The sequence below is a fragment of the Roseofilum sp. SBFL genome, from assembly GCF_017746885.1.
Lineage (GTDB): Bacteria > Cyanobacteriota > Cyanobacteriia > Cyanobacteriales > Desertifilaceae > Roseofilum.
Genome location: NZ_JAGHZH010000048.1, coordinates 1 through 22,531, shown reverse-complemented (window position 1 = coordinate 22,531; position 22,531 = coordinate 1). Strand labels below are relative to the sequence as shown.

Here is a 22,531-nt window from a genome sequence, read left to right as displayed (position 1 = left end):
TTTCCCATTACCCATTACCACACGAAGCGCTATATCCATAGAAATCAATCCGATAATCGGTGATTTTAACCCCAGTTTGCGCTTCAATTTGATCGATTAACTCTGGCGGTAGCTCGACGTGAATATCCAGAATTTTGCCATTATCTAAGCAATTAATGTGAGAATGGGGGTCACTAATATGACCGTAGAGCCGGCCATCGGCGCGATCGACACATTCAATGATGCCTTGGGAAGAAAGGGCTTCGAGATTCTGATACACTGAGGTATGACCGATCGCTCTTCCTTGCTGATTCAGTAGGTCATAAATTTCCCGTGCTGAAAGATGCTCTTGTTCCTGCCAGAGTAATTCTAGGATAAACCGCCGTTGACGACTCAGACGCATTCCCAGATCTTGACAGCGATGAATGGCATCTTCTAAAGAGCGGATCGGTTCTAAGGTGTTCGGTTCGTTGCTCATGTTCAATAATATGGGTTCTCCTGAAGAATAAACAGCATTAGGATTAGCTCGTCAGGGTAAAGTGCGATCGCTTTCGCGAAACGGAGTTTTATTACGTCAGCAATGGCTTGCATTATCGCTCTCCACTTGTCCTCGTCTTCCCCGTTAAAGTAAACTCATTACCACTTTAACTCAGAATTCCCTAGCCTGTCTTCGAGTGGAACAGTCGATTGAGGTGAATCGAGTCAGTAACAGGGGAGTCGAAACCCTAGAATCAGGGGGGAGTTGAGTACAATTTATTAAGGCGATCGCTATCCAATTTGACTATAATGACCTATTGGATTTCTGACAAAGTGACTAATTCTGATGAAATCCAGTCTGCTTTTTATTTTCAAGTCTTTTATCCTGTACTGAGGAAATTGGTGTTTTTTATTGCATGATTAAATCTCATGATAAAAATCTGTGTTACTGGTCCATCTATGTTGAACACACCATTTACCTCAAAGAAGGGAGTTGATTTTTTTGAGGGTAATCAGATCGAGTTTGTTGAAGCCCAAAAATCCGATTTAATTATCAGTGGAACCTGCAATAAGATCTTGGATGTTGCACTAAAATTTGGCTCTACTAAACAGTATTTAATTTGGACTCAAGAACCTCGGTTTAGCAAGCATTTTAGTCAGGAAATTTCATCTCCTTTCCTGCCCAAAATAAATGTAATGAATGTCTACACAGGGATTTTCAGTGATAACTATTACTATCTCCCCTGCCTATCAGAAGAGCCAAGATTAGTCATAAAAAGAACAGGATTTGAAAACAAAAAAATAGTTTCACTAATGACTTATCAGGCAGGAAAAAAATGGAGGATGATTCATCAAGGTACTGACATAGATTTATGTAACTTGAGAACTGAAATAGCACTTAAAGGTCATAATATTGGTTTATTAGATATTTATGGTAAGGGTTGGCCCAATGGGATTTCTGTTGGACAATCTAGAGGAAAGTTTTGGAGATCGAGAAAAATTGAAATACTAAAAAAATATAGCTTTAACTTGTGTTTTGAAAATACAAATTGGCCCTATTATTGTACTGAGAAAATATGGGATTCTATCCAGGGTGGATGTCTGCCAATTTACTATGGAGATGGCAATAAAATTTATGAAGACTTCCCAGAAAATAGCTTTTTGGACTACTTTAAATTTAGGAATCCAGATTTATTGTTTGATTATATCCAGGACATCAGAGAGGCCGAATTTGAAGAACGCATGCTCCTTTGCGTTGATGCATTAAGAAATGCTCTGAATCGTAAACAGGAGGAGCAGCCGTACCAAAAGGTTCTTGATAGAACTTTGCTTAGAATTCGTACGATACTGGGCTGGCAAGCTTAAAATCGGGGGGATTTGTGTGCCATAAGTTACAACAGTCGATCCCGACAAGCCACCATAAAATAGCTGGCAATTTCTTAGGTACAATCTACCTTGTTGCCGCAGTGTTAAAATAAATCTATTCGATCGCCAGTTAAAGAGTCAATCCCGTGACCGTTAGTCAAAATCTAGAAATCCTCAAACAGAGCCAATCTATCCTACACAATGGTAAAACCACCCTCGATACAGCTCTAGAGTTATTTGATGCCCTAGAACCGGTTAGCTTAGAATTTATGTTCGGTCGATGGCAAGGTTCTCAATTGCATACCGATCACCCCATGGATGGCTTATTAGAAGCCTCCAATTGGTATGGAAAAGAATTCATTAATGCTGAAACGGTACACCCTTTGCTATTTTTAGATGCCCAGGGACAAATTATTAAAGTTGCACCCAATGTTAGAGCTATGGAATGGATTGGCAAAATGCCGAAGATGAATCTAGCTATGCTCAAGCCTTTATTGGGTTGCACAAATTCTCTACTCAAAACAGAAAAAAGTCAAGCCCGATTACGGATGATGGAATACCGAAATAAACTCAGCGCGACGATGATCTATGATTATTTGCCGATCAATGATTCCTTTAGAAAAATTGACGGTAAAACTGTTTTAGGAGTGATGGATTTTAAGAGTTTGCCCCGACCTTTCTTTTTTATTCTCAAGCGGTCTGCTCAAAAATAATCTCTTCTCTAAATCGCCATGATTAATGACAATCCAGAATTAAAAACCATGTCTATTGAAATTAAATTGAGTGCTAAAGCCATTCAAACCTTAGATCTTGCCCCAGCTCAGGAGGCGATCGCTCCCCTATTAGCGGAAAGTCAGTTATCTGCCTACGAACAACAACTCAAATTTAACATTGAATATCCCTGCGAAGATACTGATCCCAGGGAACTCTCAGAAATTCCCGAAATTCGCCTCTGGTTTATCCGTTTAGATACCGTCTATCCTTGGCTGCCCTTCCTATTGGACTGGAAAGGAGGAGAGCTAGCCCGTTATACCGCCATGCTCATTCCCCATCAATTCCATCGCACTGATGGTATTCAATTCAACCCGGAAGCCCTGGAAATTTTTGTCATGTGTAAAACTTTTGTCTTAATGACCTGGATGCAACAGCAAGGAATTGAGGCGCGATCGCGCCTCAAAGCCATGACCCAAATGCTAGGCTACGAATTAGATGATGGTTTCTTTGACCTGATTATGAACCCTTAAAGTAAGTAATGAGGATTAAAACTGTCCCATATACCCTTGATAAATCCCGCCCCAGTTATCGGGATTTTGGGGATTAAAACCTAACCGACACCACTGTTTGCTCCAGTCTTCCCAATTCAGGCGGCGATCGCCATCAGAATAACCCCATAACATCTCTTCCCTGATCCGTTTATGTTCGAGATCGTTCGGATTTTGGGGATCTTCACACAGCCAAACAGCCAGAGCCTTAAATTCAGCAAACAATCGTTGTTGTTCGGCATTCAAACGGGGTTCCCACAACGCTTGAGACGTTTCTGATCCTACAATACCATCCACCTTCAGTCCCTTAAACTCTTGAAACCGAATAACCGATTTTTGGGTTTCGGGGCCAAAAATACCATCCACCTTGAGGCTCCCTCCCGGTTGGGGAGGGACTCCCCAGTTATTGAGTTGAATTTGAAGCTGACCAACGCGATCGCCTTGACTCCCCACTTTCAAAATAGAGGAGTGTTCCTGAATATAACAGCCCAAACCGCGATCGAGTAAGGCTTGTGTTTGAATCCCAACAATGCCATCGATCGCAATGTTCTGAGCAGCTTGTAAGGCTTTAACCGATTCTGTAGTAATGGGGCCATAATAGCCCGTACTGCGCGTACCCCTAGGAAAACATCCTACTGCTTTAAGTCGATCCTGAAGCTCCACAACCGCAGGGCCATAATCCCCCAACTGCCACACATAATTTCCTAGGGTGGGAGACATTTGACTCAAAAGAGAGATGACTAAGGCGATCGCCAAAAGCTGCTGAACATTAGCAATCTGATCGCCATTGAAATCATCCCAAACCAGAGCGTAATGGAGGTAGGCTAAACCATCCATAAACACCATACCTATTGAAAAACACCACCATTCTATAGTGTCTACGATCAATGCATTGAACAGGGAAGATCTGCTTACTCCCAACTCCCGACTTCCCTCAATGCATTAAACATCAGTTAACTCTCCACGAGAAATTCACCCTAGTGGAGGAAGTCACGGTATCAATTCATCATTAACCTGAAAAGACAAGAGGTGGATAGCTCATAACCCATGGATACCAAAATCATAACTCAGGGATACCCAATTAGCCGATACAGTTTGCTCAGTGGGGCGATTGTCTTAGTGTACTTCATTGTCGCCTATATAACGACAACAATGATGGGCTTAGGAGAAATTTCTCCAATTTGTCCAGCCGCAGGGATAGCCCTAGGGGTATTAGCGGTTTATGGTATCGAGCTTTGGCCAGGAGTGGGTCTAGGAAGTTTGGCTTATGCCCTCATTTTAGGCGCTTCCCCTGTAGTGGCGATCGCTGGGGCACTCAGTCATATCACGGGTGCGGCGATCGGCGTTTATTTATTAGGGTTATGTCGATGGAAACCCATGCTTCCGAAACTCAAACCCATACTTCAGTTAGTCTTTTGGGGAGCTACGATCAGTACGGGGATTATGGCATTCCTGGATACCGTTTTGAGTCTATGGTTACAGATACTCACTTCGCAAATGGCTTTAGAGCATCTGTGGAGAATGTGGTTGAATGAGAGTATGGGAGTTTTATTGATTACTCCAATTCTTGTCTATGGGATCAGCCGTTGGTCTTTGGGGAAAGAGTCAATTCAGATTAACACTCCTGAATATTGGATAGAAACCCCGATCGCGATCGTCCTTTTCTTCGTGGTTAGTAGCTTGATTTTTGGTCTCCCCGATATGGGGTGGATTAACGATCGGTGGATGCTGGATATAGCTGATGCGCCCTTAGAATATCTCTGTTTTCCATTTATCGTTTGGGCAGCCTTTCGCTATGGGGCGATCGGGATTTTTACCACCAGTCTCTCGATCGCAGTTGTGGCTTTAATGGGTTTGAGTCAAGAGCAAGGTCTATTGATCGTAAGGGCAGATACTAGGCAAGAAGCCATCTTCGGGTTTGAAATCTTGATCGGATCAATTCAGATCACAGCTTTGATCTTGGCTGCCAGTTTAACGGAACTTACGGTTAATGCCGAGCTACTGCGCCATAATCACGATCACTTATCGGAAGATATTACCCTTAGAGAAGCTTCGATTATAGAGTTAGAAACCACCTTGGAGCAACAAAAGCAAACCTTACAGGAAAATCAGGAGGCCTTAAGCCGCTCCAATCAACTGAAAAATTGTTTTTTTCAAGCCATTGCCCATGATTTACGCACCACACTCATGGGAATGCTGATGCTCCATCAAAATTTACTCAAAAAACCGGGAGAAACCCTATCGGTGAGTCGATCGCTCCTGCAACGGCTCACTGAAGGAGGCGATCGCCAATTGCGTAAACTCAACACTCTGCTGGAAGTGGCTAATCTGGATTCTAACTTAAGAGCGATCGAGACTGAAGCCATTAATCTCACTCTCGTTTTAGAACAGGTACTAGAAGAACTGCAACCGGATTTTCAAGCCAATGAGGTTCGCCTAACGTATCATCGGCCAGAGAAATTACCCCTCGTTGATGCCGATCCTCAGCAGATGAAGCGTGTGTTTGAACATCTGCTCTCCAATGCCATCAAGCATAATCCCCCTGGAGTCGAGATCCAGATTCAGTTCCAAACTCAACCTAACCGTGAGGTTTGCTGTTCAGTGACCGATAATGGCGTTGGTATTGCTGCCGAAAAGCTGCCCTATTTATTTTCCTTAGATCCTCAAGCTTCGGACTCTCACACCAGCCATCCCTTAACTGGCATTTCCCTGGGCCTATATCAATGCGATCGGATTCTAGCCACCCATGGTGGTCAGTTAGGTGTTGAAAGTTATCTAACTCAGGGGTCTCGTTTCTGGTTGTGCCTTCCTGAGTATCGCTCCTCCTCCCCTTCTGTAAATTTAAGCTAATTTTAAACCCAACGTTAACCCAATCAGATTACGATTGAAATGGGGTGAAACAGATACTATTTTGGTACAACTTAATGCAACCGTTATTTTAGCGGGTTGAATAAAAATGCGACCTGACCGTATCTTCATGACTGATCCCAATTGATCCCTCCCTAAAAGTAGTCATAGATGATCCCTTTTTAAGATAATGCAGCATTTGATTGCTTCAGGTAAACTAGATTCTTTGTCAGTGATTGCACAGTATGTTTTAGCTGTAGCTCAGGAGGCAGGGTTAGATCGTAAATCCTCTTATAAATTGAGATTAGCAGTTGATGAAATCGCTACTAATATTATTATTCATGGTTATGTAGAAGCAGGCATTAATGGGGATTTAGATATCCGAGCAGATATGACCGATCGAGAACTGATGGTCTCTATGGAAGATACAGGCGCTGTTTACGATCCCACAGAAGAAGAGGAACCCCCTCATTTATGTTTGTCAATCGAACAACGGCCCTGTGGGGGGTTAGGGGTTTACTTAGCCCTGCAAAGTGTAGATCGGTTTATCCATGAGCGCACTGGCTCGATCAACCGTAATGTGTTTATTGTCAAACGGCAAGAACACTCCTTAGATCCGCTCTAGACTCAGAATTGAGCTGATGTGACTTCCTCTCCACCGCCAACCCAAGAAACCCTAAAAGTGTGGCAATTAAAGATGCAAAAGGCAAAAAGGAATGGGTTTGGTGGTTGCTATGCCTAAAATTGATCCCTTCTGAATCCTGTCAAGGCTTTTCCAGTCTTGTTTAGAGAGATAATCGAGTATGGCCATTTGTCTGATGTGTCAATTCTTCTCTGAGCTTACCTTGGCTTCTACCAAACTCAGGTTAGACTAAGAGCCAAATGCGCTAAATGTCGAGTGTTCGGTTGTGAATCGGATGTAGAAGGGTTAACCTTTCTATTGACTACTCCCTTGAACCTGAATCCTCAAGCCTATGTCCTTTAGTCTACTCAAGCGACTGCGAAGAAACCATTATACCCAAGCCATTGGCCGACGCAGTGGCAAATCTTCGCGTTTGAATCAGTGGTTTAAATGGCTCTCCCCTGGATTGTTCGTTAAGCGCTGGATGGTGATTAGCGCTGGGGGAATGATTCTGGCAACTTTGGGGTTGGCGATTTGGACGAAGATGACCCCAGTTTTTTATTTGCTGAGATTAACGGAGGCAGTATTAAGCGGTTTGGCTCAGTTGGTTCCGAATACGATTAGCGGGCCGTTGGTCGTGATTGGGGGGATTCTACTGATTTTGTGGGGCCAGAGTCAAACCGTGAATTCTATTAGTCAGGTGCTAAGGCCTCCTGGGGATGAGGAGTTGGTGGATATGTTGATGAACCATCGTCGTCTGCATCGGGGGCCGAAAATTGTGGCGCTGGGAGGAGGAACAGGGTTATCGACGCTGTTGCGGGGGTTGAAGCTCTATAGCGCTAATATTACGGCGATTGTGACGGTGGCCGATGATGGAGGGTCTTCGGGACGGTTGCGACGGGAGTTGGGAGTGCAACCGCCTGGGGATATTCGCAATTGTTTGGCGGCTTTGGGGGATGAAGAGAAGTTGTTGACGGAGTTGTTTCAATATCGTTTTAAGACGGGGGATGGGTTAGCGGGTCATAGTTTTGGTAATTTATTTTTGACCGCCATGAGTGAGGTTACGGGGGATTTGGAGCAGGCGATCGCCGCGAGTTCTCATGTGTTAGCGGTACGCGGTCAGGTGTTACCAGCAACGTTGGAAGATGTGTATTTGTGGGCTGAGATGGAGGATGGCCGCCGGATTGAGGGGGAATCTCGGATTCCAGAGGCAAGGGGAAAAATTGTTAAGATTGGTTGTGTTCCGGAGTCTCCGCCAGCTCTGCCCGCCGCGATCGCCGCGATTGAGGAAGCCGATTATATTATTGTGGGGCCAGGTAGTTTGTATACGAGCGTGATTCCCAATTTATTAGTACCGGAAATTGTGGAGGCGATCGCCAAAAAACGGGTTCCCCGGATCTATGTCTGCAATATTATGACGGAACCCGGAGAGACCGATAGCTATACTGTTTCCGATCATATTCGGGCGATCGATCGGGTGGTGAAACGGCGGCTTTTTGATGCGGTTTTAGTGCATAAACGGCCCCCTTCTGAAGCCGCTCTAATGCGATATGCAAAGCAGCGTTCCCATCCAGTATTTTTGGATCGCGAAGATGTGGCACGGTTAGGATATCGGATGGTGATGAGTAATGTCATGGATGAGGACGCGATCGCTCACAAAGTCCGCCATGATTCCCATCAGTTGGCGAAAGTCTTGTTACGTTGGTATAGCCGAGTACGGAGCTTGTAAGAGAAATCCTAGGAACAATATAAACGACTTCAATCGATCTGAAATAAGATTATTCATAAATTTTAAACCATGACTTATGCCCAAAAGATCGCCAATATTTTCCAAATGACGGATACAGTATGGGAACGTCATACGAATCCCTGGAGTTTTTGGACACGCTACCTGAGTTTACCTCTGTTAGTATTAGCCAGTTGGAGTCGTCTTTGGTTAGGTTGGGGCGCATTAATTCCCATTACCTTAGTTTTGTTTTGGATTTGGATTAATCCGCGCCTGTTTCCCAAACCAGAAAGTACCCAAAATTGGGCTTCAAAAGGCGTATTAGGAGAACGGGTTTGGCTCAATCAAAAGCAAATCCCGATTCCCAGCCATCATCAACCCATGTTGACATTTACGAATACAGTGAATGGAGTCGGTTTTGCGATCGCGCTCTGGGGTTTGATTACCTTAACACTTTGGCCGACTTTGCTGGGTTTATCTTGGGTGCTTTTGGCTAAAACCTGGTTTCTCGATCGCATGGTTTGGCTCTTTGAAGACATGAAAGACCATCCCCAATATCGCGATTGGTTGTATTGAACTCAAGCGTATTCGCAATCTTTCCTATGAAATGCCTGAACAATAAGATTCAAAGGAACTATTGTGTCAATTTTTTGATAAATTTCATCTCTCCTTGGAAGTCTCCATCCGATTCAACACCAACGGGAACCCAGCCCAGATGTAAATAAAAACCGTAGGCTCTGAAGTTGGGATTGTTACCTGTCAGCAACCAAATCTCTTCAATTTCCTGCAACCCTAACCAATCTTCAGCCGCTTGTATGAGGGCACGTCCAACTCCTCGATCTTCAAAAGCAGGGAGAACAAATAGGCCCAATATGGTTTTTTCTGTGGCATTGGCAATAGAGAAACCAATGGGTTGACTCTCAATCTCAGCAACCCATGCACAACTATCTGTTGCTAACATTTGGGCAACTGACTCTGGAGTAATCCCCAGTTGAGCAATCTCTTCACGGGATTGATAATTTTCGACGACACTGGTTCTAATCTCAAAGAGAGTCTCAATATCATCGTGTTGGGCAATTCGGAGTTTCATACTGCGATCGAGGGAATAATTCAATATTCTGCATTTGCGATATTATTTCCTACAATAAGCTGAAGTTGGAATTCTCCGTGTCTGATTACTTCGGAGATTTGGACAAATTTTCGTCTGAGGTATCGCTTTCCTCTTCCCGATTTCCTTAATGCCCTATTGTCGCAAAAACTCAGCATCCCATTCCGGCAAAGAGGGATTAATACTCACGCTAGAAGCAATTTCAAATCCCGCAGGAGTGGTTAACCGGGGGCGGATTTGGCAATACCAGTGAACTTGAGGTTCTTCTGCCTTATAGCGAGCTGCGGTATTGATGATGTAGTTATAGTCTGGATCGTTGAGTTTTGCCGATAACCGCGTTAAAATACTTTGTAAGATAGCGGCGAAATCTGCTTTTTCTGTATCCGTCAGACTGCCAAAATCCGCCTCATGGTGTTTTGGGGCGATCGATATCTCAAACGGCACTTCAGCAGCAAAGGGTACAAACGCCAAAAATGAATTATTTTCCTCTAGTATCCGCGTCTGCTCCTTGTACTCAAACTTGAGAATATCACAGTACAAACACCGCCCCCAGTCATCATAATATCGTTGTGCTTCCTCCTCGCGCCAGCGTCGCTGTTGAGGTACAATACTCGTAATGATAATCTGGGAATGGGGATGGGATTGGGAAGCACCTGCTCGTTGTCCGTGATTGCGGAAGATAATCCCCATCATGCTCTCATGTTCCCGCATTAGATCGATGTAGCGGTGATGATAGGTTTCTACAATCAGCTCCACTTCCGATCGCTCCATGGTAGGAATATCCTTATCATGATCTGGACTTTCGATAATTACCTCATGGCGACCATAACCTGGCATCGTGAGGTAAATCCCATGGGAAGCGCGCAGGGTATTGCCTTGAGTCGAAAGTGCCGGATAGCGATTGCCAACAACACGGGTTTGCCACCCAGAACCATTCGCTTTAGGCAGTTCTAGTAAAATGGGTTCCTCTTCATGAGTCCCTCCAGGACAAAAGGGGCAAGGAAGGGGAATTGGAGGAGCGATAGTGCAGGCTTGTCGCCAATCTTGGGGACGGTGCTTTCTCTTGGGAGCATAGATGACCCATTCCCTGGTGACCTTATTGAGTCGGATGTGGTTACCTTCAATATCTTGCACTTGAATCCCGCGCCATATTTGTTAGATTTGCCTACCTTACTTTAACGCCTAATCCTGCACTGAAACCGGCGATCGCAAGATTCACCTTCTGGTCACCATGCTTTTACGACTGAAGAGGTTTGGTTTAAGACTTGAGCTATAACAGATTTTTAAGTGTGTTCAGCATCATTTTTGCCTCATCCTGGTGTTCAAGGATCAGAATTTTACGTTTTGTCAACATCTAGTACTGTAAAGCACCTGCGATTGCTTTTATGTTACAATGATATCCATGACATCCATGTATATTGCTAGTCTTTTTACACTCAGCAAAAAATACTCAAGGACTGTAAATTAATTTCAATACTACCCCAGATCGGTCTAACTTCACTCAGGGCACTCTCGCTTGACCTCCATATTTCACCCCATCTTTTAACCTTATTTTACCTCGACTGTTAACCATGAATACCCCATTCAATATTAGCTTGCGTCCCTCTCGACACTGGACGATCGCTCAAGAAGAATCCGTTTATTTCCCCACATCCATTCAATCTCATGGTGTATTATTAGTCTTAACTGAGCCAGATTTCACCCTCATACAAGTTAGTGAAAATACTGAGCATTTTTTAGGCTATCCTCCAGAATCTCTCCTCAATCAACCTTTGTCCGTATTATTAGACTCCTCCCAACTGAACCTGCTTCAAAATCATTTAGCATATCTGAGTGTTGATGCAAATAATCCACTTCAACTGAAAATTAAGGGCATGGGAGAGACTTGGTTTAGTGGTATGATTCATCATCAAGATAGTTGCCTGATTCTAGAATTAGAAAAAAGCAGCGATCGAGGTTTGAATCAGTCCCTTAGTTTTTATCATCTGACTAAAGAATGTGCCATCAAACTGAATACAGCTCAAACATTGGAACAAGTCTGTGAAGTCGCGGCTAAAACTATTCGTAGAATCACGAATTTTGACCGAGTAATGCTTTACAAGTTTCATGAAGATCATCATGGCAGTGTGATTGCTGAATCTAAACGGGAAGATCTAGAGTCCTATTTAGGTTTACATTATCCCGATATTGATATTCCTGAACCGGTTAGAAATTCATTCCTCAAAGATCGATTGAGAATTATTTTTGATACTCGTACAGATGCGGTAAAAATGATTCCTGATATTAGTCTTTTAACTCAGAATAAGCCTGATTTGAACGGATCATATTTAAGAAGTGTATCTCATTGTCATCTGCAATATTTAAAAAACATGGGTGTGCGCTCCTCAATGGCAATTTCTTTAATTCAAGATCAAAAACTTTGGGGATTAATTGCCTGCCATCATTATGATACTCCCATTTCCATCTCTTATGAACAAAGATTTACTTGTGAGTTTTTAGCCCAGTCCTTATCTTTGGAATTGGGGCATAAAGAATATGATGGTGATTACGAATACAAGCTCGATCTCAAAGATGTCCAATCCTGTTTATTGGAATCGATGTCTAATGCCAAAAATTATGTGGATGGATTGGTTGAAAATCAACAAAATCTCTTAGATTTAGTAGGAGCAACAGGGGCGGCAGTTGGCTTAGACGATCGCTTGATTTTGATTGGAGAAACTCCCGACAGAACTTATGTACAAAAACTCATACAAAATCTCAGTTTCTATATGGGGGATACTCGTTTTTTCCATACTGCTTGTTTAGCTGATATCGACCCTAAATCCACGGCCTATAAAAATGTAGCGAGTGGGATATTAGCAATTAAAATTACAGCGACTAAAGATAAATATTTGATTTGGTTTCGCCCAGAAATAGTACAGACTGTTAATTGGGCAGGCAACCCACAAGATTCCTTGAAAAATAGCAAAAACAATGTTTTTCTTTGCCCTAGACAATCTTTTGAATTATGGAAAGAGACAGTAAACTTACAATCTTCTGCGTGGAAAAAATGTGAGATAGATGCAGCCTTAAGTCTGCAAAATTCAATTATTAAAGTTGTCTTAAAAAAAGCGGATGAACTTGCCAAAGTCAATGAAGCATTAAAAATATCAGAGGCAAGGGAAAAAGAAAGAGCTATGCAACTTGAACAAACACTTCAGGAACTGAAACAGGCTCAAACCCACTTAATCCAAAATGAGAAAATGTCCAGTTTAGGGCAATTGGTAGCTGGAATTGCCCATGAGATTAATAATCCGGTCAATTTCATTTATGGTAATCTTTCCCATGCCGATAATTATATCCAAGATTTACTCTTGGTTCTTGAGCTTTATCAAAAGTTTTATCCTGCCCCTCCTGAAGAGCTAGAGGAAGAATGTGAAGCAGTAGATTTAGAATTTTTAGTTGAAGATTTACCTAAATTACTGAAGTCAATGCACATTGGAGCCGATCGCATTCGAGATATTGTACGCTCATTACGCAATTTCTCTCGTCTTGATGAGAGTGAAGTGAAAGCGGTAGATATCCATGAAGGAATGGATAGCACGTTGTTGATCTTAAATAATCGACTTAAATCTAAATCCCATCGCCCAGAAATTAAAGTTCTGAAAGATTATAGCAATTTGCCTTTGCTCGAATGCTATCCCAGTCAGTTGAATCAGGTATTTATGAATTTAATTGCGAATGCCATTGATGCCTTAGAAGAAGCTAATCTAAAACAAAATTGGAGTTATGAGGCGTTAGAGGCTGATCCTAACCAAATTAAGATTTCAACTTCCCTATCTGCTTCCAAAGATACAGGCAAAGATTGGGTAGTGATTGAGATTGAAGATAATGCCTTAGGTATTCCGGAAGATTTGCACTCTCGGTTATTTGATCCATTTTTTACAACTAAACCGATTGGTAAGGGGACAGGAATTGGATTAGCCATTAGTTACCAGATTGTGGTGGAGAGGCATCAAGGAAAATTAACCTGCGCGTCTACGGTGGGAGAGGGAACAACGTTCCGGATTGAAATCCCGGTAGAACAATTAACAATTAACAATTAATAATTGGTTTTACCAATCATCTATCTCTAGATCTGAGTCTTCAGACCAATCATCTTGCTGAGAAAGATTGGGGGGAAGGGGTTCGGGAACTTTGAGGGATGAAATGGGAGGAGTCCAAGAAGAGGATAGGGCTGTAGAATCGTTTTCTTCAGACGGTTCAGATGTGGCTTGGGTGAGGGGATGGACGACGCGATCGATCGCATCTTGAATGAAGGCTTTGACAAATTCATCCCGTTTGTTGAGTTTGAATTGACGTTGTACAACTTCTGTAATTCCACCGTCTCCCCAATCTTGATCTTGGCGGAAATATTCGATAAAGCTTTTACCGGCAATGCGGGTTAAATAGGCGGCGGTGACTCCTTGAATGGCTTTACCGATAATGAAGGTGGCGACGTTTAATTGTAGAGCAGTAGTCACTAATTTTAACGCTCCTTCTACGATACCTAAACTGGTTAGGGTTTTGGCTAATGAGAGGGCTAATTCTCGTCCCCGTTCCATGTTTAATTCGCAGCCATAGATCCGCCCTAATTCGATTACCATTTGAGCATTGACGGCTGCTGTCGCTAATAAATCGACGACAGGTAGGGGGGTTACGGCGATCGCCCCGGCACCGATCCATTGGAACTGTTCCACTGTCTTATCGGCTTGGCGCTTGCGCTGGGTATCGAGAATCCGCCGGGCATCGTCGCCTAGGGCGCTGGCTTGCATCAAAATGTTATCGGCAACCAAATCTTCACCCTCGGCTCTGAGAACGGCGGCTAGGCGGCGGATTAGGGGTAAAATGACAGGGTCTGGAACCACTAAATCGCCGGAGGGTAAAACGGCGGCTTGGGGATTAGCGGTGATCGCCAACACGTCACTACTGCTCATCAGCCCCTGTACCCGTTGTTGTAAGCGGCTGAGAATCCGCTCCCGGTCTTCATCTGTATATAAATCGGTCTTATTGAACACCAATAAAGAGCGCTTACCAATTTGGGCTAAGGCTTGCAGGGGTTCATATTCTGATTGACGCAAATCATTATCGACGACAAATAGCAGTAAATCGGCTTGAGTCGCTAACTGGCGAGCAATTTGGGCGCGATCGCTGCCTTCTTCTCCAATCTCCAGAATACCGGGGGTATCAGTAATCAGGATTTCCCGGTTTAATCCTCTTAAAGGTAAATGATAGGTTTGCCCCTCCTGAGTCGTTCCGATCGTCGGCTGCACTTGACCCACCATTTGTCCCAATAGGCCATTAATCACCGAAGTTTTACCCGATGAACCTGTGCCAAAGACAACGACGCGTACATTCCGACCTTGGAGACTCGATTCTATTTGCCGCGATCGCTCTAATAAGGCTTCCCGTGCCACCCGATCCTGAATCTTATCCATCTGTTGGCGTACTGCTTTCAGGGTTTCGGCGGCTGCCTCTTTTTTTTCTGTGGGAACCTTCACCACCCTTTGACTACCTCTTTTAGAGGTTTTTCCCCCTTGAAATATCCAGGCATAATAGATGACACCAGCCAGTAACACCCCCAAAAGAGCAACGATTAACAATAAAACCACGGTTCCCAAGAGCGGGGACGTATAGGAAATTTGTAGGTAAAACCAGCGTAGGGCATCAATGAACCACAGCATTAGCCCTAAAACCAGCGTAATACCGACAATAAGAATCAGGAGGCGAGGCAGGGGCATTGGGGAAATGGGGGAATGGGGAAATGGGGAAATGGGGGAACAGTTCACCCCTGGTTAAGCAGAATAGAATTTAGAACATGGTATTACTTCCCTGTTCCTTGGTAGGTTGACATACTCCCCGACCTGAAGGTACGGGGATTCTCCGCTCAAACAGCAATAGCAGTCTGGGACTGTCTGACATCGCCTAACGAATCAGTTGATGCCCCAACTGATTTTATATTTCTAGCCGCATTTAAATCTCTATCATGCTCTGTTGAACATGAAGGACAAGACCATTGACGCTCTTTTAACTTCAGTTCATTGAGTACATGGCCACATTCCGAGCAAGTTTTGGAACTGGGAAACCATCGATCAATATAAACTACATGCTTAGATTTTTGGGCAGCTACACATTCAAGAATGGAAAGAAATTCAGCCAGTGCTAAATCATTTATTTTCCTACCCCAAAGTCGTTGCATCCCTTTCAGGTTTAGGGTTTCAAAGTACAAAACATCAAACCGATCGGTTAACTCATGGGCTAACTTCCACTGCCAATCTCGTCTACGATTAACAATCTTTTCATGTTTGCGAGCCAGATTAAGTCTTGCCTTGTTCCAATTTCTAGAGCCTTTTTTCTTGCTCGATACAGCTCTGGACGCTTCCCGAACATCTTTGATCGACTGCTTCAGGAATAAAGGAGATTTAATCTTGAATCCTTCTGAGCAAGTGAGGAAATCTTTTAAACCAAAATCAAACCCTGCTGTTTTACCGGACTTGGGAGCGATTGGTTTTTCTGAGCTATCCACCACAACGGCTATGAACAGTTCACCTAATGGTGTCCGTTTTACCGTTAGAGTTTTAATCTTGCCTTCTATTTCCCGGCTTTTCCAAAACTGATAGACTTTAGAGCCTATCTTTACCCGGTTGCCACCTAGGAATTTATAGCCAACTTGTTTTAGGGTAAAGGACTTATATTTTTTAATCTTCTTAAAACCCGGCGGTCTAAAACCTTTTCCGTGGTTGGTGAGCGAAGCCGAACCCTGATGCTTGAAGAATAGCTTATAAGCTTTATCTATTCGCTGACCAATATCTTGAACCGCCTGAGAACCAACTAATTGCCAAAAAGAATTACGCTTTCTTAACTTAGCAATATGCTTTTGCAATTGGGCACAGTTTAAGTATTTGCCCCACAAGCGGTAGTACCGCTTGTGAAGTGCTATGCAATGATTATAGATGACCCCAGCAGCATTTATCTGTCGCTTCAGGTATCTATTTCGTTTATGTTTGTATAGCTTAAACTTTAGGGTTCTCATGATATTATTATAACACAAGGAGTCGGGAAAAAGCCGCCCTTCCAGGGCGTTGCTCTAGACCCATCTTTTTGGTAAGGGAACACCCTCTAGGGTAGCAAGTTTAGGAGGAAAAGATTATGGGATGGTTTAATCAGATTCTGGGTGCAGTGAACGAGCAGGGGGGTTTAGGGCAGATCGGTGGACTGGTGAATACCGTGCAGCAATTATCCAATGATACGGGTGCAGATGAAGGGCAAATGCGATCGCTGCTTTCTGTGGTGGCAGGCTTTTCGCGATCGGCTCTGCAAGAACAAGGAGAAGACAAAGCCCAAAGTCTTGTCAATCAGTATAGTGGACTAGCCGCGAATCCCCTAGCCGTGCAAGCGCTTTTTAGCGTGCCCCAACTGCAAAACTTAATCCAGGTAGCGGCGGATAAAACCGGTTTACCCGCAAGTACCATTGAATCTGTATTACCGACGGCTGTCCCCTTAGTCCTAAAAGTAGTGGAAATGGGAGCCAATCAAGCAGAAAAAAATCCCGTTTTGAGTCAATTACTCGATGCCGATGGCGATGGGGATATCGATATTGCCGATCTAATGCAATTAGCCAGCCGTTATTTATAAGTCAGCTCATTATTAAGCATCCACTGTGCGCCCCTTTTGCGGGAAAATCCCTGCCGGACGGACTTGCAGGAAAGCAATAATGAACGCAAACACCATCACCTTTGCCATGCTTGTCGTGGCAAAAAAGGTAAAGAAATCAGCAATCGGTTGAATAGGAGTGGCAATTAAGGCGAGGGTGCCGGAACCGATGAGATAGTTTAAGGTACCAATCGATAAGGCTGCCACTAAGCTACCCACCAATTTACCCACACCTCCGACGACAACCACCATAAAGGCATCAACAATATAATTTTGTCCTGTATTGGGGCCGACAGAACCGAGTAAGCTAATGGCACATCCAGCCACCCCTGCTAACCCAGAACCGAGGGCAAATGTGAGCGCATCAACTTGATGGGTGGGAATGCCTAAGCAGGCGCTCATGGTACGGTTTTGGGTGACGGCTCGAATGCGTAATCCCCAGGGCGATCGCTGTAAAAATACATAAATTCCCACCACACAGATTGCAGTTAAGGCAATGATAAATAAGCGAGCGTAGGGGAGTTGAAAGTTGAGGATAGGAATCCCCCCACGTAACCAAGAAGGAGCAGTCACATCGACGTTTTGCGCTCCAAACCAGGGTTGAGTGACGGCTAGTTTGAAGATATTACCAAGGATAACCCCTATGGTCAGAGCAATTCCGGCAGATAGGGGTAATAAGATAGAGAGTGCCCATTTACGTATCTGCTCAAAATTGGGACGACGCGACACCAACCACCAACCCCCGAAAAATAGCAGACAAAATATCCCTAACCCGGCTACCATTTGCCAACTCACACTCCGGACAAACTGTTGTAAAATTAAGCTTACTCCCCAAGTGGCTAACAGGGTTTCTAAGGGGCGACCATACAAAAACCGGATGACTCCTCGCTCTAGAATAATTCCCATGATTGCGGCGACGACAAAGGCCGCAGGGAGAGCAAAAAAGATATAAACTTCAAAGAATTGATCGCCCATGGCCTTAAAACCATTTTGCACCACAAATGTGGTATAAGCTCCTAGCATCATTAACTCGCCGTGAGCCATATTAATGACACCCATTAAGCCGAAAATAATCGCTAGACCAAGGGCAGCCATGAGCAAAACCGAGCCAATGCTAATGCCGTTAAAAATTCCTTCAAGTAACAGTTGCACAATTTTCTCCAAATTAATAATAATACTTATACCATTTCTCTATGATGTTGCGTGTAACAAGGGGGTAAGAGCAACTTGCCTCTCAAGAATCGATTAGTAGCACCCTTAAAAAGAAATGGTATTACAAAAATATGTAGGGGCGAAAAACTTTTCGCCCCTACATATGCCTAACCATTATTAATCATTAGTCATTAATTTTAAATCTTGAACTTGCCTCCTTTTGCCTTATCTGACCAGTCGCAGGCAAAACCTTTAGTTTCAGCTACAAACTGGTTCCAAGGAAGAGGAGAAACCGCAGCATCGGTCGCGTTGACAATCTCAAACAGACCATCGTCGCGCACTTCTCCGATCCGTACCCACTTGGACAAATGATGGCTATTATTCATCATCACCGGCCCTTCTGGAGCCTCAAACGTTTGACCATAAGCGGCTTCGCGGACAGCATCTAAATTATCAGCCGTTCCTGCTGCTTCTACAGCCTGTTTCCAGATATGAACACCAATATAAGCGGCTTCCATGGGGTCATTGGTGACGCGCTCTGGCCCATACTTAGCCTTAAAGTCAGCCACAAATTTATCATTGGCTGGATTTTCGACAGTCATGAAGTAATTCCAAGCGGCGTATTGACCCTTGAGATATTCAACTCCGATCGCCTTCACTTCTTCTTCAGCGATACTTACCGACATCACTGGATACTTATCTGGAGTCAGCCCAGCCCCTTGCATCTGCTTAAAGAAGGCGACATTACTATCCCCGTTCAGAGTATTGTAAATTACTCCACCATCAGGCAAAGCTTGGCGAATTTTCGTAATAATGGGGGTCACTTCCGTATTCCCCAAGGGGAGATAATCCTCTCCTACGGTAGTTCCACCTTTCGCAGCCAGTTGCTCTTTAATAATCGTATTGGCGGTGCGGGGGAATACATAGTCAGAACCGACTAAGAAAAATTCTTCACCTTTTTCGGCTAACAACCAGTCTACTGAAGGCTCAATTTGTTGATTCGGAGCGGCTCCCGTGTAGAAAATATTCTTTGAGCATTCCTGGCCTTCATACTGCACAGGATACCAAAGCATATGGTCTTTTTCTTCAAACACCGGTAAAACGGCCTTGCGACTGGCAGAAGTCCAACAGCCAAAAATCGCCACCACTTGGTCTTGATCGATCAACTTTCTCGCTTTTTCAGCGAAAGTGGGCCAGTCGGACGCGCCATCTTCGACAATCGCCTCGATCTGTTTGCCGAGTACTCCACCCATTTCATTAATATGGTCGATCGCCAATTGGGTCGATTCCACCACACTTTTCTCACTAATTGCCATGGTTCCACTCAGGGAATGCAAAATACCGACTTTAATCGTATTGCTTGCTGCTGGAGTAGTGCTATTACTTTGCTCTACTGGCGAAGTTTCAGATGTTTCATTGGCTGTATCTGTTGGACCCCCACAAGCTTTAAGTAAAATACTCGTGCCTAGAGCAGCAGAACCATAGACGAGAAACTTACGCCGACCAATACGATGTGCCATACCGTTACACTCCTGTTGCCTGAGTTAAGGAAACGTTAAGTAATTTGCCAAAGAAACTATTTTAATCCAGTTGGATCGTTTTTTTGTTACCTAGATTACAGAACGCTTCCCCAACTTGAGAGGAATGTTATTCCAGCTCAACCGTAGAAACGGTTGTTCCCTTGTGATCGAGCATGAGCGATAAAGCATCGACATGGATACCGTGAGTTTTCCAGCTTTCTACCATTGCTGTACCCACTTCAGTCCCTCGATCTGCATTGACGAAAGCAATCAACGTCGGCCCTGCACCACTAATGGCAACGCCCAGAGCGCCAGCTTCTATGGCTGCTTGTTTGACCTCATCATAGCCAGGAATTAGGGTTTTACGATAGGGTTGATGAATGCGGTCTTCCATGCCCCTTTTCAACCATTCTGGGTTACCGGTTTCCAGACCTCGCACCAATAGTCCGATATGGCTGATATTAAAGATGGCATCTTGGCGATCGTATCCACTGGGCAAGATCCGGCGTGCGTCTGCGGTGGATAACTCAAAATTGGGAATGGCAACCACTGGAATAATGGTCTCGTGCCAAGGAATATCGCAGATTAACCAACCGCTTTCGTCTTTTGTGGCTAAATGACAGCCCCCTAAGAGGGCGGGCACCACATTATCTGGAAATCCTTCTATGGCGATCGCCAATTCCATCAGTTCGGTTTGGCTCAAAGGACTCTCAGCCAAATGATTAGCGGCTACCAATCCAGCCACAATTGCTGTTGCTGAACTGCCTAACCCCCGCGTCAGAGGGATTTCCATATCAATCTCAATCTTCACCCCTGGGGTCTTTTTTCCCAGGCGATCGTACAACCGCTTAAAGGATTTGTACGCTAAGTTATCAGCATCTGTGGTCAGATGAACCACATCAATTCCCTTCAGGTCAATGTCTAGGGAACCTTCATCAGGAAGGAGCGAAAAGCAAAATTCATTATACAATGTTAGCGCTGCTCCCATACAATCAAAGCCAGGGCCCAAGTTAGCTGCGCTTGCCGGAGTCCTGACTCTCACTGCCTCCACCATATGTAATTACTCCTGTTGTAACAATCAATAAATCCATCCTCCATTAAAGCAAAGGAATGGAGGGATGGGGAGCATGGAGGGATCGGAAGGAGGAGAGTTGTTCGTATTTCATGTTTAATGGCGTTATGTTGATGATTAGCCTGGGTGTATCGGGAATAATTTGGGTAATTTTACTCTGTTTTTGGGGGAACTTTTGGTGGGCAAATCAGCAGCTAGAGGCATCAGTTAATGCTGAGGATGAGCCGCAGGTGAGTTATCCTAAAGTGGGCGCGATCGTCCCAGCGCGGAATGAAAGTGAGGTGATTAGTCGGAGTGTGCGATCGCTCGTCGATCAAGATTATCCCAGCCCCTATTCTATTCTGGTTATAGACGACCAAAGCACTGATGATACCAGAATCCAAGCTCAATCCTTTGATGGCGTGACGGTCATTTCTTCAGAATCTTTACCCTCTGGATGGACAGGGAAGCTCTGGGCGATGGAACAAGGCGTTAAATACTACCAATGCCAATCTTCTCCCCCGGATTATTATCTGTTCACCGACGCTGATATTGAACATTCTCCGGAACACTTAAGCCAATTGGTACACAAAGCCCAACAGGAGGATCTAGAGCTAGTCTCAGTGATGGTCAAATTACACTGTGAAAGTGTTTGGGAACATCTCTTGATTCCCGCTTTTGTCTTCTTTTTCCAGAAACTCTATCCGTTTCCTTGGGTGAATAATCCCCGTAAATCTACGGCAGCCGCAGCAGGGGGCTGTATTTTAATTACGCCAGATGCCCTAACCCGAATTGGCGGATTGGAGCGCCTGCGAGATGCTCTGATTGATGATTGTACTTTGGCTCAAGCGGTGAAGTCTACTGGCTCCGGGCGCATCTGGTTAGGCTTAAGTGAGACAACGTACAGTTTGCGCTCTTACAGCACGTTACAACCGATCTGGGATATGGTTGCTCGAACGGCTTTTACCCAACTCAATTATTCTCCTGGGTTATTGCTGGGAACACTTTTGGGGATGGTGTTGGTTTATATTTTGCCCGTGGTGGGTTGTGTTTGGGGGCTGGTTACTGGTGTTCCCATTCTGACAGCGATCGGCGGGGGGACTTGGGCATTAATGGCGATCGCCTATACTCCTACGGCTAAACTCTATCGCCAATTTCCCTTAGCCGGTTTCGCCCTACCTCTGATTGCTTCACTCTATACTCTCATGACTCTAGACTCGGCTCTACGCCACTGGCAAGGTCGTGGTGGCGCTTGGAAAGGAAGAGTGTATCAATCATAGTGCTTCGCGCTAGCAATGGGTAGATTATTTCTCCTAGAAATGTAGATGGGTTTCAATGCGAAATAATTGGCTATGTCAAGACTTCCAAAAACACTTACGTTTCAATCCCTCATAGGGATTTAAGTAGGTTTCAACCTTGAATCCCTTGATGAAAGTAGCCGCGAAGATCGGAAAAGAAGTTTCAATCCCTCATAGGGATTTAAGTAGGTTTCAACCATCACAATTTCACTCTCCCTAAAATAATACAGAAGTTGAGTTTCAATCCCTCATAGGGATTTAAGTAGGTTTCAACGGCATAGGCAAAAAGCTTCAGAAAAGTAAGATTCATTTCGTTTCAATCCCTCATAGGGATTTAAGTAGGTTTCAACAGGCAACTAAGCCAAGAGCCAGGTTAATAATCCCGTGTAGTTTCAATCCCTCATAGGGATTTAAGTAGGTTTCAACTTTCAACCCCAGTCCGTGCTTATTTTT

The 22,531-nt window shown here is 44.2% G+C and carries 19 protein-coding genes and 1 CRISPR repeat array; of the genes, 10 read left to right on the top strand and 9 right to left on the bottom strand.

The features are described from left to right. Positions 1 to 7: 7 nt before the first annotated feature. Positions 8 to 457 (bottom strand): Fur family transcriptional regulator, encoded by a 450-nt coding sequence (locus J7545_RS05075; protein ID WP_318719238.1) that lies wholly within the window; start codon positions 455 to 457, stop codon positions 8 to 10. Positions 458 to 915: 458 nt separating this feature from the next. On the opposite strand from J7545_RS05075, the gene J7545_RS05070 reads away from it, so the two are divergent. The 3 genes from J7545_RS05070 to J7545_RS05060 all read left to right on the top strand — a co-directional run bounded on the left by J7545_RS05070 (position 916) and on the right by J7545_RS05060 (position 3,065). Then, positions 916 to 1,821 carry a glycosyltransferase family 10 domain-containing protein gene (locus tag J7545_RS05070; RefSeq protein ID WP_318719237.1) on the top strand — a complete coding sequence of 302 codons (906 nt, stop codon included), beginning with the start codon at positions 916 to 918 and terminating at the stop codon, positions 1,819 to 1,821. Positions 1,822 to 1,967: 146 nt separating this feature from the next. Further along, positions 1,968 to 2,534, top strand: coding sequence for a DUF4334 domain-containing protein (locus J7545_RS05065; protein WP_318719236.1), 567 nt, complete (start codon positions 1,968 to 1,970; stop codon positions 2,532 to 2,534). A 48-nt stretch (positions 2,535 to 2,582) separates the two neighbouring features. Then, on the top strand, positions 2,583 to 3,065 hold the full coding sequence (locus tag J7545_RS05060; protein ID WP_413039282.1) for a CRR6 family NdhI maturation factor: 483 nt from the start codon (positions 2,583 to 2,585) through the stop codon (positions 3,063 to 3,065). Between the two features lie 15 nt (positions 3,066 to 3,080). Here the strand turns inward: J7545_RS05060 and J7545_RS05055 are convergent, their stop codons facing one another. Continuing rightward, positions 3,081 to 3,929 (bottom strand): peptidoglycan-binding protein, encoded by an 849-nt coding sequence (locus tag J7545_RS05055; RefSeq protein WP_318719232.1) that lies wholly within the window; start codon positions 3,927 to 3,929, stop codon positions 3,081 to 3,083. A 201-nt stretch (positions 3,930 to 4,130) separates the two neighbouring features. Here J7545_RS05055 and J7545_RS05050 point away from each other — a divergent pair, with 201 nt between their 5' ends. The 4 genes from J7545_RS05050 to J7545_RS05035 all read left to right on the top strand — a co-directional run bounded on the left by J7545_RS05050 (position 4,131) and on the right by J7545_RS05035 (position 8,854). Next, positions 4,131 to 5,933, top strand: a complete 1,803-nt coding sequence (locus J7545_RS05050) for a sensor histidine kinase (protein ID WP_318719231.1) — start codon at positions 4,131 to 4,133, stop codon at positions 5,931 to 5,933. Between the two features lie 187 nt (positions 5,934 to 6,120). Next, positions 6,121 to 6,555, top strand: coding sequence for an ATP-binding protein (locus J7545_RS05045; RefSeq protein WP_318719230.1), 435 nt, complete (start codon positions 6,121 to 6,123; stop codon positions 6,553 to 6,555). Between the two features lie 349 nt (positions 6,556 to 6,904). Next, positions 6,905 to 8,281, top strand: coding sequence for a gluconeogenesis factor YvcK family protein (locus tag J7545_RS05040; RefSeq protein WP_318719229.1), 1,377 nt, complete (start codon positions 6,905 to 6,907; stop codon positions 8,279 to 8,281). A gap of 69 nt (positions 8,282 to 8,350) precedes the next feature. Beyond that, the gene (locus tag J7545_RS05035) at positions 8,351 to 8,854 is read left to right on the top strand and encodes a DUF6653 family protein (RefSeq protein WP_318719228.1); all 504 of its coding nucleotides are present in this window, start codon (positions 8,351 to 8,353) and stop codon (positions 8,852 to 8,854) included. A gap of 58 nt (positions 8,855 to 8,912) precedes the next feature. On the opposite strand, the gene J7545_RS05030 is transcribed toward J7545_RS05035, so the two are convergent. Both J7545_RS05030 and galT read right to left on the bottom strand, forming a co-directional pair. Then, positions 8,913 to 9,368, bottom strand: coding sequence for a GNAT family N-acetyltransferase (locus J7545_RS05030; RefSeq protein WP_318732662.1), 456 nt, complete (start codon positions 9,366 to 9,368; stop codon positions 8,913 to 8,915). A 153-nt stretch (positions 9,369 to 9,521) separates the two neighbouring features. Further along, on the bottom strand, positions 9,522 to 10,511 hold the full coding sequence (galT, locus tag J7545_RS05025; RefSeq protein WP_413039054.1) for a galactose-1-phosphate uridylyltransferase: 990 nt from the start codon (positions 10,509 to 10,511) through the stop codon (positions 9,522 to 9,524). A 446-nt stretch (positions 10,512 to 10,957) separates the two neighbouring features. On the opposite strand from galT, the gene J7545_RS05020 reads away from it, so the two are divergent. Then, entirely contained in the window at positions 10,958 to 13,471 is a 2,514-nt protein-coding gene (locus J7545_RS05020; RefSeq protein WP_318719225.1) for an ATP-binding protein, read from the top strand. A gap of 9 nt (positions 13,472 to 13,480) precedes the next feature. On the opposite strand, the gene J7545_RS05015 is transcribed toward J7545_RS05020, so the two are convergent. Together J7545_RS05015 and J7545_RS05010 are read right to left on the bottom strand one after the other, a co-directional pair. Then, a complete protein-coding gene (locus tag J7545_RS05015; RefSeq protein WP_318719224.1) occupies positions 13,481 to 15,145 on the bottom strand; it encodes a GTP-binding protein in 1,665 nt (554 codons plus the stop codon). A 146-nt stretch (positions 15,146 to 15,291) separates the two neighbouring features. Then, positions 15,292 to 16,437, bottom strand: coding sequence for a transposase (locus J7545_RS05010; RefSeq protein WP_318719223.1), 1,146 nt, complete (start codon positions 16,435 to 16,437; stop codon positions 15,292 to 15,294). A 116-nt stretch (positions 16,438 to 16,553) separates the two neighbouring features. Between J7545_RS05010 and J7545_RS05005 the strand changes: the two genes are divergently transcribed. Further along, on the top strand, positions 16,554 to 17,039 hold the full coding sequence (locus J7545_RS05005) for a DUF937 domain-containing protein (protein WP_318719222.1): 486 nt from the start codon (positions 16,554 to 16,556) through the stop codon (positions 17,037 to 17,039). A 12-nt stretch (positions 17,040 to 17,051) separates the two neighbouring features. Here J7545_RS05005 and J7545_RS05000 read toward each other — a convergent pair whose 3' ends face one another. The 3 genes from J7545_RS05000 to thrB form a co-directional block, all read right to left on the bottom strand. Then, positions 17,052 to 18,152, bottom strand: coding sequence for an ABC transporter permease subunit (locus tag J7545_RS05000; RefSeq protein WP_413039281.1), 1,101 nt, complete (start codon positions 18,150 to 18,152; stop codon positions 17,052 to 17,054). Positions 18,153 to 18,406: 254 nt separating this feature from the next. Continuing rightward, positions 18,407 to 19,729 carry an urea ABC transporter substrate-binding protein gene (gene urtA, locus J7545_RS04995; protein ID WP_318719220.1) on the bottom strand — a complete coding sequence of 441 codons (1,323 nt, stop codon included), beginning with the start codon at positions 19,727 to 19,729 and terminating at the stop codon, positions 18,407 to 18,409. Positions 19,730 to 19,856: 127 nt separating this feature from the next. Further along, complete coding sequence (gene thrB, locus J7545_RS04990; protein ID WP_318719219.1) at positions 19,857 to 20,783, bottom strand: homoserine kinase; 927 nt, start codon at positions 20,781 to 20,783, stop codon at positions 19,857 to 19,859. A gap of 110 nt (positions 20,784 to 20,893) precedes the next feature. Here thrB and J7545_RS04985 point away from each other — a divergent pair, with 110 nt between their 5' ends. Then, positions 20,894 to 22,060 (top strand): glycosyltransferase, encoded by a 1,167-nt coding sequence (locus tag J7545_RS04985; RefSeq protein ID WP_318719218.1) that lies wholly within the window; start codon positions 20,894 to 20,896, stop codon positions 22,058 to 22,060. Positions 22,061 to 22,158: 98 nt separating this feature from the next. Then, positions 22,159 to 22,504: direct repeats of the CRISPR family, unit length 37 nt; unit sequence GTTTCAATCCCTCATAGGGATTTAAGTAGGTTTCAAC. Positions 22,505 to 22,531: the final 27 nt, after the last annotated feature.

Coding starts and splice junctions, on each gene's coding strand:
- J7545_RS05075 (WP_318719238.1), bottom strand. CDS start 457: ATGAGCAACGAACCGAACACCTTAGAACCGATCCGCTCTTTAGAAGAT.
- J7545_RS05070 (WP_318719237.1), top strand. CDS start 916: ATGTTGAACACACCATTTACCTCAAAGAAGGGAGTTGATTTTTTTGAG.
- J7545_RS05060 (WP_413039282.1), top strand. CDS start 2,583: ATGTCTATTGAAATTAAATTGAGTGCTAAAGCCATTCAAACCTTAGAT.
- J7545_RS05055 (WP_318719232.1), bottom strand. CDS start 3,929: ATGGTGTTTATGGATGGTTTAGCCTACCTCCATTACGCTCTGGTTTGG.
- J7545_RS05050 (WP_318719231.1), top strand. CDS start 4,131: ATGGATACCAAAATCATAACTCAGGGATACCCAATTAGCCGATACAGT.
- J7545_RS05045 (WP_318719230.1), top strand. CDS start 6,121: ATGCAGCATTTGATTGCTTCAGGTAAACTAGATTCTTTGTCAGTGATT.
- J7545_RS05040 (WP_318719229.1), top strand. CDS start 6,905: ATGTCCTTTAGTCTACTCAAGCGACTGCGAAGAAACCATTATACCCAA.
- J7545_RS05035 (WP_318719228.1), top strand. CDS start 8,351: ATGACTTATGCCCAAAAGATCGCCAATATTTTCCAAATGACGGATACA.
- J7545_RS05030 (WP_318732662.1), bottom strand. CDS start 9,368: ATGAAACTCCGAATTGCCCAACACGATGATATTGAGACTCTCTTTGAG.
- J7545_RS05020 (WP_318719225.1), top strand. CDS start 10,958: ATGAATACCCCATTCAATATTAGCTTGCGTCCCTCTCGACACTGGACG.
- J7545_RS05015 (WP_318719224.1), bottom strand. CDS start 15,145: ATGCCCCTGCCTCGCCTCCTGATTCTTATTGTCGGTATTACGCTGGTT.
- J7545_RS05010 (WP_318719223.1), bottom strand. CDS start 16,437: ATGAGAACCCTAAAGTTTAAGCTATACAAACATAAACGAAATAGATAC.
- J7545_RS05005 (WP_318719222.1), top strand. CDS start 16,554: ATGGGATGGTTTAATCAGATTCTGGGTGCAGTGAACGAGCAGGGGGGT.
- J7545_RS05000 (WP_413039281.1), bottom strand. CDS start 18,152: ATGGCTGCCCTTGGTCTAGCGATTATTTTCGGCTTAATGGGTGTCATT.
- urtA (WP_318719220.1), bottom strand. CDS start 19,729: ATGGCACATCGTATTGGTCGGCGTAAGTTTCTCGTCTATGGTTCTGCT.
- thrB (WP_318719219.1), bottom strand. CDS start 20,783: ATGGTGGAGGCAGTGAGAGTCAGGACTCCGGCAAGCGCAGCTAACTTG.
- J7545_RS04985 (WP_318719218.1), top strand. CDS start 20,894: ATGTTTAATGGCGTTATGTTGATGATTAGCCTGGGTGTATCGGGAATA.